Raw genomic sequence first — 13886 nt, 5'->3', positions numbered from 1 at the left:
AAACCTATGTCGAAATATAAAACAATACTGCAATCTAATAAAGAAGAATTACATTCTTTAAATGAAATTGCAAATCAAGATTCATGGAAACCTATTTATCATATCCATCCACCATATGGATTAATGAATGACCCTAACGGTGTATCATACTACAATGATGAATATCACGTTTTTTATCAGTGGTATCCATTTGGCCCGATACACGGGATGAAACATTGGGGACATGTAAAATCAAAAGACCTTATTAACTGGGAGCGCATGCCAGTCGCCATCATCCCGACTGAAAGCTATGAATCGCATGGCGCATATTCCGGTAGTTCTATTATAAAAGATGGGCTCCTTCACTTATTGTATACAGGAAATATAAAAAAAACTGATGATTCTCGCGATGCTAAACAATGTATGGTAACGATGGATTCTCAATATACGATGACTAAATATAGTAATAATCCTGTTATTGATATGATCCCTGATGGATATACGAAGCATGTACGTGACCCAAAAGTATGGAAAAATAACGATACGTACTATATGTTACTCGGAGCACAACGTGAAAATAAAACGGGGACTCTATTATTATATAAGTCACTAGACCTATACAGTTGGCATTTCCAAGGTGAGGTTCAAACAAATTTAAAAGAATTTGGATTTATGTGGGAATGCCCCGACTACTTCCAACTATCAGGAAAAGATGTGTTACTCTTTTCGCCACAAGGAATCGAAAGAGACAAGGAAAGTTTTCAAAATGTATATAATGTCGTATATGCAATTGGACATTTTGATATCGAAAATTTATATTTCCATATTGATGCGTATTACGAAGTTGATAAAGGATTCGACTTTTATGCCCCTCAAACTTTAGAAGATCCGTCTGGGCGCCGCCTTTTATTTGCTTGGGCGGGCTCAAGCGAAATAACATATCCTTCTGACGATTATATGTGGGCTCATTGTTTAACACTTCCGCGAGAACTAGCGTTAGAAAATAATATATTAAAACAAAAACCAGTTTCAGAACTAACCAAGCTAAGAACAACCAAAAAAGAGATTTCAGGTGACATACTAACTGGGCTAAACGTATTAACCACTCTTGGCCATGAATACTCATATGAATTAATTGTCACTCTTAAAACAGATGATGCGAACAAATTTGGCCTTTCCCTCTTCCATAATGAAGAGGAATCTTTACCGATTACATTTAACCGCGAAAAAGGAACTGTTTCCGTAGATCGACGCAATTTCCATCACCAATTCGGCGGAGAATATGGGTGCGAACGTTGTAAAAAAATTGATATTCGCGATACGATAGAACTGCGAATATTTGTAGATAATAGCATCGTAGAAATTTTCTTATATGATGGTTCCACTGTCTTTACGTCTAGAGTATTTCCGCGAAAAGACATGAAACAGCATATCGCAATCTTTTCAGATGCAAAACTACATTTTACAATTACACAATATAAACTTAAAAGAGGGATTGTATGAGAAATGTATTTTGTATAGGTGAATTATTAATTGATTTCGTTTGTCGAAATTCCAATGTTTCTTTAGTAGATGGTGCAGATTTCGAAAAAAAAGCTGGTGGGGCTCCAGCTAATGTTGCCGCCGCTATTACAAAATTAGGTGGACACGCTACATTTATGGGACAAGTAGGAAATGATCCATTCGGTGATTTTCTAGAGCAAACTTTACAGCGTGCACATGTTGATATTTCAATGCTCATAAAAGATAAACAAACCACGCTTGCTTTCGTATCCATCGATAAAGATGGCGAACGAGATTTTATTTTTATGCGCGGAGCTGATGGTGAATACACTTTTAATAAAATTGATTTATCGAAAATAAAACGTAATGATCTAATACATTTCGGTTCGGCAACTGCCTTATTATCAAGTCCATTAAAGGAAACATACTTTCAACTATTACAATTTGCGAAAGACAATAATCATTTTATTTCTTTTGATCCAAATTATCGAGATGCACTGATTACAGATATAGAGCAATTTTCTCAAGATTGCCTATCCATTATAAAACACGCACATTTCGTAAAGGTAAGCCGAGAAGAAGCCACAATGCTTTCTAAAGAAACTGATTTACAACAATCAGCACTGAAATTACTACAATACGGGGCTAAAGTTGTAGCTATTACACTCGGAAAAGACGGCACCCTTCTCGCAACACAAGACTCTCAAATCATTGTACCTTCTGTTTCCATTAAACAAGTAGATGCAACTGGTGCTGGTGATGCTTTCGTCGGAGCGATGTTATACCAAATTGCAAAAAGTGAACAAACTCTTATTCATAACTTCAAAGATTTAAAAGAGTTTATCTCATTTGCAAATAAAGTAGGTGCTGTAACATGTACAAATTACGGAGCAATTGCTTCCCTTCCATCATTAACAGATGTAAAAGCATACGATTAATCAAGCACTCTGTAATGTATGAATACTGAAATTCGTACAAGATAGTAAGAAATGATAGAAGTATAAAGAATAGCCCTTCATCTTATCCTTTTTGGCCAGGTGGAGGGCTACTTTTTCATGTTTTGGCAGGTTGCTGTAAGACATGCCTGTATTTGGGGTAGCACCACATCGCTATCAAGCTAACAAGACAAAATACCCCCTAAAATGAAAAAGGCGTTATTCTTTCTGAGAAATCATAGGAAAGGATAACGCCTTTATATCAATATGACGGTATCCTATATGAAAAATTAACATCGTTTCAAATGTATATATTGTGTTCATATGCATTTAAAAGGCAAGGAGTTGAATCATGAAAATCTTACTATCTAATAAGTCTAAGTCTCCTATTTATCAACAAATCATTGATCAGATTATATTACAAATATCAAATGAAACATTGAAAGTAGATGATTCGTTACCTTCTATGCGTTCATTAGCAAGAGACTTGAAGGTAAGTGTTATTACTTCAAAAAGAGCGTACGAAGAACTTGAAAAGGCGGGTTACATCTACTCTATAGTAGGGAAAGGCTCGTTTGTTGCAAAACAAACAAAGAAACAACGAGCGGATGAACCAAGTGATCCAATACGTGAAAAGTTCAGTACAATCGTTCGAGAGAGTAAGGCTAATCATTTATTAAGGGATGAGTTAATACAAATTATTAATCATATTTATGAGGAGGAATAAAAATGGAGAACATTGTAGAAGTGAAAAATGTTTCAAAAACATATAAGGGATTTTCTTTAAAAAATGCATCGTTCAACATCAAAAAGGGGTTTGTAACGGGATTTATTGGCGCAAATGGTGCTGGGAAAAGTACGACAATTAAACTTATTATGGATCTTATTAGCAAGGATAGCGGAGATATCACAGTTTTCGGTAAAGATCATCAAAAGGACCAAGTTTCTATTAAAGAGCGTATAGGATTCGTATACGATGACAATATCTATTATGAAGATATGACAATTCATCAACTGAAAAAATTCATTGCTCCAGCGTATAAAAAATGGGATGAAAATCAGTTCCAATCCTACTTACAGCGTTTTGAGTTACCGACTAACATAAAAATGAAAGAGATGTCTACAGGGATGAAAATGAAGACTTCCCTAGCGTTTGCACTTTCACACCATGCCAATTTTATACTTATGGATGAACCGACATCTGGACTCGATCCTGTATTTCGAAGAGAACTTTTAGACATCCTTTATGATTTAATGGTCGATCAAGATAAAACAATTTTTTTCTCTACACATATTACCACTGATTTAGATCGTATTGCTGATTATATTGTATTTATTCATAATGGTGAGATTGTGTTTGAAAAAGATATACATAGTATTTCTGAAGAATATGCAACTGTAAAAGGGGATAAATCCTTGCTTACGCCTAAAATCAGAGAACAATTAATCGGGATTCGTGAAACAAACATGGGGTTTGAAGCACTCACAAGTAACGCCAGCCGTTCACGTACGCAATTAGGGAATGATGTATTAATTGAAGAAGCGACATTAGAAGATATTATGTACTATACAAAAAAGGGGAATGTTCAATATGTATAATTTAATATTAAAGGATTTTAGATTGCAAAAATTATTGATCTTACTCTATCTACTTGGTATATGCTTTTTTATAGGGACGTTTGGAAGTTTTGGGTTCATAGTCGTTTTGGTGGCTGGTTCTTATATGATAAATCTACATTATTACGACGAAAAGAATAATAGTCACAAATTTATTAATAGCCTGCCTTATAGTAGAAATAAAATTATTATGTCAAAATATATTGGTACAGTGTTGTTTACAATTCTAGTAGTTCTATTCTCATTATTGATACAAGCAGTAATTCAAGTTGCATCCCCGACTTATGGAGTTGAAATTGAAACTCCACACACAATTGTGGTTAGTGTTCTTACTGTCATGTTGTTTACGTCTATCTACTTACCATTTTTCTATCGCTTCACCAATAAATATTTGATGGCTGCTGTCAGCATTATTTTCCCTGTATGTGTTGTTTTATGGAGACCAATTGAGGCATATGTAAATATTACCGACCTTGTATATAGCGTTACTACACAATTTACTATTAATCAACTCATTATACTTGTTTCAATCGTTACCATGCTTATATTTATTGGTTCTTACTTCTTAACGGTGAGAATTTATAAACGTACTGATTTTTAAAAATTCTTTTTAAGTATAAATCTATAGCTTTTTTCTTAAATTCTACATCGTAAGTGACTCTAATTTTCCCCATAAAAAAACCCCCTCCATAGTAAACAGGTTAATGTGCTTTCATTTTCCTGTCTAATATAAGGGGATCATATCACTATGATAGCTGCTATCTCTTATTTCCAATCTTACTTTCTCTTTCGCTTATAAAGACTTTTATATAAACAGGGTCTCTTCCCCTGAGAAAAGTGCACCAATTTTCCTAATTTTGATTCGAACTATCTGTACTAGTAGCTTCACCATGTATACGTTGCTGTTTTAAATCAAAGTATACATCTAAAACTTCCTTTCCAATTATAGAATTAATTCCATTATGATCATCATGAAGCCACGGGACTACTATAGAAAATGCTACTTCTGGATTATCATATGGAGCATATCCAACTAATGTTAAGTTGTAACATTCCATACGTTCTCCTTTTGCATTTCTACCAATTGGATCATCTCCACCATATACAGTTTGAGCTGTCCCTGTTTTTCCTGCTGGTTTATATGGAGCATTTTTGAAATACTTCACGCCAGTTCCATCACCTTCTTGAAATACCCATCTAAACCCTTCTTTTATTCGATCAATATGTTCTGTCTTCATATCAATTCGATTTAATACGACAGGCTCTATGGAGCGTATAACTTTGCCAACCTCTTCTTTTATTGATTGCTCTCGTATTTCTTGTACAATCTTCGGTTGCATTCTATAACCGCCATTAGCAATCGTTGAAATATATTGCGCCAATTGCAGTGGTGTATACGTATCATACTGACCGATAGAAAAATCTAATAAAAACCCTGGTTGACTATCTATTTTTCTCGTTTGTCCAATTATTTCATTCGGTAAATCAATACCTGTTGGGACACCTAAACCAAATTGCTTGAAATAATAGCGCATCGTATCAAATGCTTCTTGTTTAATATCCAACTTACCATTTGGTACGTAATTAACCCCTGCGATTTGTAAAGCTGTCTGGAACATGTATACATTCGAAGATACTTGTAAAGCTCTTAAATCATTTACATTACCAAATCCGGATACATTCCACGATTTCTTAGCTTGTGTACCTTTAAATTTCATCGGTGCATCATAAAATTGATCTCCTGGATGTATTGCCCCTGTCTCATATCCAGTTAATAAAGTAGCACCTTTTACAGCTGATCCTAGCTCATACGAAGTTGTCATGTTACCTAATGCTAAATCCTCAATCTCTATTTTCCCTTCTTTTTCTACAATCTTTTTGCCTGCCATAGATAAAATCTGCCCATTATTTGGATTCGTCATGACGACAAAAGCTCGGTCCAACAGTGGCTCTGAACTCTTAAAAGCTCTCAAATTTTTCTCAATACTTTCTTCCACTTTCTTTTGTAATTCCATATCAATCGTTAATATTAAACTATTACCACTTTTTCCTTTAGAGATTATTTCTGTGTTTATAATGTTTCCTGATTTATCAGTAATGTTTTTCACTTCTTCTTTTGTGCCGTGTAATACATCTTCATATCGTTGTTCAATATAACTTTTTCCTACACGATCATTACGGTTATATCCACGTACCAAATAAGAATCTAAGTTTTCTTTCGGTAGTCCTTCTTCACTACTTGTAATATTACCTATCACGGAACGAAATAAATTACCATTTACATAATTACGTTCCCAATCAACTGTTGTATCTACTCCTGGAAACTCTGCAAGGTTTTCACTTATCCTTGCATATTCTTGATCTGTTACATCTTTTTTTATAATTTGTGGTGTCAGTTGATAACCTGAACTCATTTTACTTTTAATAGCTAACACCTTTAAATCTTGTGCTGTTAATTCTGCCAATTCTACTTCTGTAACGCGACTTCGTCTTAAGTCATCAATTTTTTTATCTAACTCTTTTCCCTCTATTCCCTTTTCTTTAAACTTTTCTATATCTTTTTTAGTAATCTTTGATTCCGCACGTTTCGTATTCAATTGCATCCAGAAATCCTTTTTATCGATATCTGTTAACTTATTTATATCTTGTTCAGGCATTTCAAGTACTTTCGCCAAGTCTTTTGCTGTTTTTAAAATATCTTCACTCTTTATCCCCTTCACCCTTGTATACGTAATTGTGCGAAGAGATTTATTATTAACGACCGTTTTCCCTTCTCGATCTAGAATTTGTCCACGTGGAACTGGTATACTAGTTGTTTCATTTTGACTGTTTTCCACTTGGTTCTTATAATCCTCCCCCTCAACGATTTGTACTTTTCCTAGCTGCATAATAATAGCTGAGAATAGTACAAATATGCAAAGGAACATTATATTTAATCGAATAGATATATATGTCTTGTTCTTTCCTTTTTGTTTTTCCATAAATCCTCCATTTAATTCTTTCAGAAATTGCTATCAATATTTAGTAAATACAAATACTAAATGCATTCCTTTTGGTTAGCCACGTAATTAATAACCCTCCTTTCCTGTTGTTCTCTCTATTTTTTTGTCGCTTATATTAGAAATACTAAACTGTATACTGACCCATATTAAACTTACACATAGACTTGCTAGTAACTTTTCATGCTAATTATTCCTTTCTTCATGCTGTAATACTTAATAGACAACCTAAGTAATAAAGTTGTTCCACATTTACAAAAAAAATAATTAACTATAAGATGAAATAGGCTACATAAGGGAGGGTTATATGTTACATATAAAAAAATGGAGATTTTTTGCGGTTCTTTCTATTGTAGGTTTGATTTTACTAATTTTAGTAAAAATCAACTTCATTTCAATTACTATCGCAACTTCTTCAGCTGAAAGAGGAAAAATTTTTGATCAAAATGGTGTCATACTAGCTACAAATAAGCAAGTTAAGTCTCTATATTGCACTTCTAATGATGAAAAGCTATCGAATCAAGATACATCAAACACATTAGCTTTTTTCAATCAATTTTCAAACGAGTTTCAACATGATTTTTCTACAGAGGACGTAAAATCACAATTACAACAATCTTGTAAAAAGCAGACTATGAATGATATACCGTTATACTCTGAAATAAATGAGAGTGAACTTACATTCATAAACAAAAACAAACCCAATAATGTAATAATTAAAGATGAATGGATTCGATATTATCCAAAGAACGAAATTGCTTCACAAGTAATTGGATATGTAGAAAATGATCTTAATTCTAAGTATGGACCTGTTGGGAAAAGTGGGATTGAGCTTCAATATGAAAATGATTTAAAAGGAAAACCCGGAAAAACTCTGATTTTTAAAATGAATAATAAAAAGTTCTTATGGAACATTCAAAAAGCACAAAAAGGAAAAGATATCCAGCTAGCTTTAGACTCGAAATTGCAGCAAAAAACAGAGGAAGCATTAAGATCTCAAATTAAGCAAATACGTGATGCTAAAGCTGGTTATGCTGTAGTAACCGATGTAAAAACTGGCGCAATTTTAACTATGGCCAACTCGGCAGTTTTTAATCCAAATACATTACATACACATGTATCATCTAAAAATGAAAACATTAAATCACTTTCGCAAAATAAAGCAATTCAAAAATTAAAATATGGTGAATCTTATGTAAATATAGCCTCTATTATAAAGCCACTTACTATTTTAATTGGATTAAACGAAAAGCTTTTTCAGCCTGAAGATACTTATTTAGATAAGGGTACTTTTCAGTATGATAATCAAAATAACATTGCTAATGCACCTGGAACGCCAACAGGTGAGATTACACCGAGTCAGGCTATCATTAATTCATCTAACACATTTATGACAGCAAAAGTAGCTCTGCCCTTATTCAACCAAAATAATGGGAATATAGAAAAAGTGGCACATATATGGACAGATTATTTAATGCAATTCGGCCTACGTTCTAAAACCGGGATTGATTTACCCTTTGAAGAAGACGGACAATATGAATTCCATCCATCTAATAAGTTTGAAAATGGAATCTCCGCTTTATTAAATGCCTCTTGGGGAGGAAATGAAGTGCATACCCCTCTTCAACTCGCTCAATATGCAGCAACTTTGGCAAGTAAAGGTGATAAATATAAACCTCAAATCGTAAGTGCTATTATGAGTCAGGACGGTAAGGAAACAAAAAAGTTTAAACCAATTTTAGAAAGTTCAAATCGTTATCCTATAGAATTTTGGAGTGTCGTGCACGGTGGAATGAGTCAAAATATAGAGGAGATTAAAAATTTCCCCTTTCATGTCGCAGGTAAAACGGGTAGTACAGGTTCTCCGAATGAGCAAGAAAGAATGATAAATCATTCTCTTTTCATTGCATATGCTCCTACCGAAGATCCACAAATCGCCATTTCTGTCGTTATTCCTGGTAGTAATTCAGAAAAAAACATCGCTGCTCTCGTTACATCAGAAATTTTAAAGTCTTGGAATACACTTCAAAAGGAGGATAAAGATAAAGAGGAAGGTTCATTAAAGTGAACCTTCCTCTTTTACCATATAGATTCTATATTCGTTATTTTCCATATACCTTCATGATTCTTTTCGAACATGAAAGAATATTTAATATCAGTTAAAACATACTTTTTTTGTACATATCCAGTAGTATTACCGTTAATAGTCGATATTTTTATATATCCATCATTTTGCACTTTTTCCGGGATCCAAGCTTTTACCATTTCATTAGATACTTCATATAAAACTTGTGATTCTCGTTTTGGTTCAGCTAAAATTTTCGTTTTATTTCCAGTAACAGTTACATATATAAAATGTTCTCGCTTTGATTGGTTACTTTCTGTCATTCCACTTGGTACTTTATACACTTTCTTTGTATCATTTGCAAATTCTCCCCCCATTGTAAGAGCGACTTGCAACTCATGAAACAAATCTTCATCAAATTTCAATTCATCCTTCTTATAACTATTCCCTTTAAATAGAACTTCATCATTTAATGCTTTATACAAATCATTTTCATTTCTTGAATTTGTACTTCGAGATAAATCATTCATAAACTGTTTTAATGATGGCTCTTGAGCAGACTCATCTTTTGTTTTCAGCTTAATTTGTGTACTACTTTGTACCGGTGATTTATTATCATCAAGCCCAGGTTGTTGAACAATAAAAAATAACATTGTACAAACCAACACAACTACAACAGGCAATGCTTTTTTACGAGGTGGTCTCTTATATATTACAGAATCTACTTCACTATTTTGGTATACCGATTGCTTTATTTTATTAATAAATTCTTCTTCATCTTTACGACGCTCCATTGGGCCTTTTTTCAATTTACTATACCAGTCAGGATTCTTTTTACTGTTCATCACTTCTACCCTCCCCTATTAGTTTTGAAACTTTACTTCTCGCTCGGCTTAATCTAGATTTGACTGTTCCAATTGATACACCTAATGTTTCAGCCATTTCTTCATAAGATAATTCATATTTCGCGTCCAATATTAGTATTTCACGGTGTTTTTTAGGTAGTTTTAATACAACATCCCACACTTCATTCAGTTCCTCTTGCTTAAAAAACTCTTGTTCTGCCGAGGAAGACTGCTTGTCGTCACTAAAAAATCCCACTAAAGATATCCTTTTAAAATAAGAGGATTTCAAATAGTTTATTGCCGTATTTCTTGTGATTTTTAATATCCACGTTTTAATAGATGACTCCTTTCGAAACGAATGCCAATGTTTAAAAACCTTTATAAAGACATCTTGTGTGATATCATCTGATAAGTGTGGATCTTTCGTAATAATAAATGAATAATTCCATACATCTTGCCAATAGTCTTTTATAACATAGTCAAGCTCATCATGATTACATTTTTCAATAAACTTTTGTTCCATTTCCACACCTCGAACTTATTTGAATAAACATAAAACTGCCCTCACTTTTAATATAGTTTCAATATATAGACATGATACAAGTTTCATTTGTTCCATTGTTTATCTTTTTTTAGGTTCTGTTGCAAAGTTTCTTCACAGATAAAAAATTGGCATGATTGCAGGTGGATTTTATGCAATCGTTAGTAATTGATGTAATTCATTGTATATCGAAAAAACGAAGTTTGGCTGCAAACTTCGTTTTCGTTTATATAGAGCATGAATGGTTTCAATTCCTTTCAAGTTACGTGAAGCATGACGAAGACTTTGAAATCCTGCGGATTTAGAAAAACGTCGTTTGACATGCCTATGGTCTTGTTCGATGAGATTGTTCAAATTCTTGACGGTACAATGAGTTGTACATTTATAAAGACCTTGTTCTTTTAATTTATTAAACGTGCAAAGTAGCGTTGGGGCTTTGTCTGTTGTAAGAACCATTGGTTCTCCGAAAATTTCGACTAATCGTTTCATAAACATATAGGCAGCCTGATGATTTCTTGTTTTACGGAGTTGGATATCCAAGGTGTATCCGTCTCGATCAATCGCACGATACAGATAACGCAACTCCCCCTTGACTTTGATATAAGTTTCATCTAAATGCCATGATAATTGAGCAGTTTTATTTTTCTTTTTCCAGATTTGATAAATAAGATTGCCATATTCATGAAACCAACGCATGATAGTTGTTGGATGAACTGATATTCCACGCTCTTTCAAGACTTCAGATACATCACGATAGCTTAAAGAAAAACGACAGTCGTAGCCGATGGCTACCAAAATAATATCTTTCTTGAACTATTTTCCTTTAAAATAACTCATGCATCATGCTCCTCGAATCATTTTTTCCATTTTAATTTCGTTTAGAAAACTTTGAAACAGAACCAAGATTTTTAAGTTGATGGGCATGTGGCGGCACCCCTATAAAAGAAAACAACCTGTTTTTATACAGGTTGTTTTCTTTTGTAAAAATTTAATTTGTTGTTTTTATAACGGTTGGGATTACTCTTTTAAAATTAAGAGGTTCTTTTTTTGATGTTGATTATTTTTGTTCTAAAATACGTTCAACCTCATCTATTCCTAATTTACTGGCTTTAGCAATCGTTTCAAGTGGTACACCAAGTTCATGCATACCTTTAATCATCTGTATTTCCCCTTGCTGAACCCCTTCTTGAATGCCTTCTTTTTTTCCCTCATTACGAGCATGAGCAAACTTTGCAGCCTCATCCATTAAGGCCTTTTCTCTTGCTTCATATGCTTGACGGAAAGAAGAATCTTGACTCATACGTTCCCACTTATTCATTGCTTTTTGTAAAATCGGATCTTGGTTCATGGCAATGTCCTCCAATGTTTGTGTGAGATACTCATCTTCATTCGCTGGTAATAATAATAACCAACGAACAAACGAGTCTTCCCACGGATTAACTTTCTCTTCACGCCATTGCTGTAGTAACTTTGGAATCTCTACAATATGAACTTCTATATCGTCACTTAATAACTTTTGTTGTTGCTGATTCCAAAGGATTCCTGTTGTATGAAATGATTCATATTCTGGAAACATCACAAAGTTTAACAAGTTTATGGTAATGGTTTTATGAAGCGAACTATAAGGCATTCCTTTTTGCAATTGAGAGGTGTATAACCTTCCCCAATAATACAAGCTGCGTTTGATCATATCGTGATTATTATTCAATTGTATTTCTACATTTACCTTTGTTCCTGTATTTAATGTAGCCGAAATATCTAAAATCGATAATTTATCTTCTTCATATTCTCGATGCAAATGTGGATCTTCTAATTGTAGGGCAACAATAGGTGATTCTAAAGAATCTTTTAATATGGCATTTAAAAAGGCAACTAAAATATCTTCATTCCCATTTGTGCCAAATAACTGCTTAAATGCAAAATCGATACGTAAATTTACTAATGAATTGGACATGGTTTTCCTCTTCCTGTTTCAGACTATATATTTACCTTTATTGTACATAAAACTAAAGTCCATATGCAAACAATCCCCTATGATTTATATAGGGATATAAGTCTTTCTCTTAAAGGAAGGGGTCTTTTTTACAATGTGAAACTGTTTGTTAAGAAAATCTTAAGAAGCTCCCCCGCTTTTTATTAAGAAATGCTCTTTATACTTGGAAATGTGTTAAAGGTCATTCTTATTTAAACTTAAAAAATGAATAAAATCACACTTAGTCATATAAGAAAAAGAAAGGTGGAAATGAAAGATGAAAAAAACATTGATTGCAGTTTCAGGATTAGTTGTTGTAGGAGGTGGATTATTAACTTATGCAGGAGGAGATATAGTAGATAGATTTAATCCGTTAGTGAAAGAAAAAGATGTGTATGTCCTTACAAAAGGGGAAGCACAACCTGATGGTAAGAGATATTTTTACATGTTAAACGGAGTTGATGAATCAGGCGATGAAAATACCATTAAAGTAGGGGTTTCTGGTAAGGATGATTTTCCAGATTCTTATTTAAAGGTTCATGTAAAAGGAAAGTACGTTTACAAATTTGAGGAAGTGCAGGAAAAAGAAGTTCCTGAGAAAACAAAAGAAAAACTAAAAAAATAAATAATGAATTTATCGAGTTAAAAACAAAGGTAGGAGAATATTATGAACCACTCAGTTGTAAATGTAAAAAATGTTCAAAAAGTGTACGGTAAAAAAGGTGAAAATCAGTCACACGCTTTAAGAGATGTATCGTTCTCGATTCGAGAGGGAGAATTTGTTGGAATCATGGGACCGTCTGGTTCAGGAAAAACAACATTATTAAATGTAATTTCAACATTAGATGTAGCAACTGGCGGCATTGTTGAAATTGCTGGTATCGATATAACTAAAATGAAGCAAGGAGAGCTTTCAGATTTTCGCTCTCAAAAATTAGGATTTATCTTTCAAGATTTCAATTTATTAGAAAATCTATCTATTTATGAAAATATTGCACTCCCACTTTCACTTCAAGGAGTCCCCTCGCGTAAGATTGGTCCAAAAGTAAAAAAAGTAGCCAACATGTTAAGGATTTCGGAAATACTTCAAAAATATCCATCTGAGGTATCTGGTGGACAAAAACAACGTACCGCAGCAGCACGCGCACTTGTACATGAACCAGCAATTATTTTAGGGGACGAGCCAACAGGAGCTCTTGATTCTAAAAATGCAACAAGTTTACTGGATGCGATGACAAACTTAAATAAAGAACAAGGTGTATCGATTATGATGGTTACTCATGATCCATATAGTGCAAGTTACTGTCAGCGTATTTTATTCATTCAAGATGGTGAGCTATACAAAGAAATTCATCGTAGTGGTATACGTGAAGCGTTCTATAAAGAAATTTTAGATGTACTTGCGGATTTAGGTACACAAAAAGGATAGG

At 33.5% G+C, this 13886-nt stretch carries 13 protein-coding genes; 8 read left to right on the top strand and 5 right to left on the bottom strand.

The features are described 5' to 3' along the window. The first annotated feature begins 6 nt into the window (after positions 1-6). The 5 genes from QCI75_RS27520 to QCI75_RS27500 all read left to right on the top strand — a co-directional run bounded on the left by QCI75_RS27520 (position 7) and on the right by QCI75_RS27500 (position 4635). On the top strand, positions 7-1482 hold the full coding sequence (locus QCI75_RS27520; protein ID WP_353761709.1) for a glycoside hydrolase family 32 protein: 1476 nt from the start codon (positions 7-9) through the stop codon (positions 1480-1482). Continuing rightward, positions 1479-2420 (top strand): carbohydrate kinase family protein, encoded by a 942-nt coding sequence (locus QCI75_RS27515; RefSeq protein ID WP_353761707.1) that lies wholly within the window; start codon positions 1479-1481, stop codon positions 2418-2420. The genes QCI75_RS27520 and QCI75_RS27515 overlap by 4 nt, the downstream gene beginning before the upstream one ends. Positions 2421-2769: 349 nt before the next feature. Then, positions 2770-3144 (top strand): GntR family transcriptional regulator, encoded by a 375-nt coding sequence (locus tag QCI75_RS27510; protein ID WP_016128586.1) that lies wholly within the window; start codon positions 2770-2772, stop codon positions 3142-3144. Positions 3145-3146: 2 nt separating this feature from the next. After that, positions 3147-4016 carry an ABC transporter ATP-binding protein gene (locus QCI75_RS27505; protein WP_353761706.1) on the top strand — a complete coding sequence of 290 codons (870 nt, stop codon included), beginning with the start codon at positions 3147-3149 and terminating at the stop codon, positions 4014-4016. Then, positions 4000-4635 (top strand): ABC-2 transporter permease, encoded by a 636-nt coding sequence (locus QCI75_RS27500; protein ID WP_353761705.1) that lies wholly within the window; start codon positions 4000-4002, stop codon positions 4633-4635. Before QCI75_RS27505 ends, QCI75_RS27500 begins: the two co-directional genes overlap by 17 nt. Before the next feature lie 250 nt (positions 4636-4885). Here QCI75_RS27500 and QCI75_RS27495 read toward each other — a convergent pair whose 3' ends face one another. After that, entirely contained in the window at positions 4886-7015 is a 2130-nt protein-coding gene (locus QCI75_RS27495) for a peptidoglycan D,D-transpeptidase FtsI family protein (protein ID WP_353761703.1), read from the bottom strand. A 325-nt stretch (positions 7016-7340) separates the two neighbouring features. Between QCI75_RS27495 and QCI75_RS27490 the strand changes: the two genes are divergently transcribed. Next, entirely contained in the window at positions 7341-9101 is a 1761-nt protein-coding gene (locus QCI75_RS27490; RefSeq protein ID WP_353761702.1) for a peptidoglycan D,D-transpeptidase FtsI family protein, read from the top strand. An 11-nt stretch (positions 9102-9112) separates the two neighbouring features. Here QCI75_RS27490 and QCI75_RS27485 read toward each other — a convergent pair whose 3' ends face one another. The 4 genes from QCI75_RS27485 to QCI75_RS27470 all read right to left on the bottom strand — a co-directional run bounded on the left by QCI75_RS27485 (position 9113) and on the right by QCI75_RS27470 (position 12438). Next, positions 9113-9943 (bottom strand): SH3 domain-containing protein, encoded by an 831-nt coding sequence (locus tag QCI75_RS27485; RefSeq protein WP_353761700.1) that lies wholly within the window; start codon positions 9941-9943, stop codon positions 9113-9115. After that, a complete protein-coding gene (locus QCI75_RS27480; RefSeq protein WP_000435493.1) occupies positions 9933-10466 on the bottom strand; it encodes an RNA polymerase sigma factor in 534 nt (177 codons plus the stop codon). Before QCI75_RS27480 ends, QCI75_RS27485 begins: the two co-directional genes overlap by 11 nt. A gap of 168 nt (positions 10467-10634) precedes the next feature. Beyond that, positions 10635-11285 carry an IS6 family transposase gene (locus QCI75_RS27475; RefSeq protein ID WP_353761966.1) on the bottom strand — a complete coding sequence of 217 codons (651 nt, stop codon included), beginning with the start codon at positions 11283-11285 and terminating at the stop codon, positions 10635-10637. A gap of 256 nt (positions 11286-11541) precedes the next feature. Further along, positions 11542-12438, bottom strand: a complete 897-nt coding sequence (locus QCI75_RS27470) for an Rpn family recombination-promoting nuclease/putative transposase (RefSeq protein ID WP_353761699.1) — start codon at positions 12436-12438, stop codon at positions 11542-11544. 295 nt (positions 12439-12733) lie between these two features. On the opposite strand from QCI75_RS27470, the gene QCI75_RS27465 reads away from it, so the two are divergent. Then, positions 12734-13081 carry a YxeA family protein gene (locus QCI75_RS27465; protein ID WP_353761698.1) on the top strand — a complete coding sequence of 116 codons (348 nt, stop codon included), beginning with the start codon at positions 12734-12736 and terminating at the stop codon, positions 13079-13081. A gap of 42 nt (positions 13082-13123) precedes the next feature. Beyond that, entirely contained in the window at positions 13124-13885 is a 762-nt protein-coding gene (locus QCI75_RS27460) for an ABC transporter ATP-binding protein (protein ID WP_353761697.1), read from the top strand. Position 13886 lies beyond the last annotated feature (1 nt).

It is taken from the genome of Bacillus cereus group sp. RP43 (assembly GCF_040459645.1).
Classification (GTDB): Bacteria; Bacillota; Bacilli; order Bacillales; family Bacillaceae_G; genus Bacillus_A; species Bacillus_A mycoides_C.
This window is presented reverse-complemented; position numbering and strand designations above follow the sequence as displayed.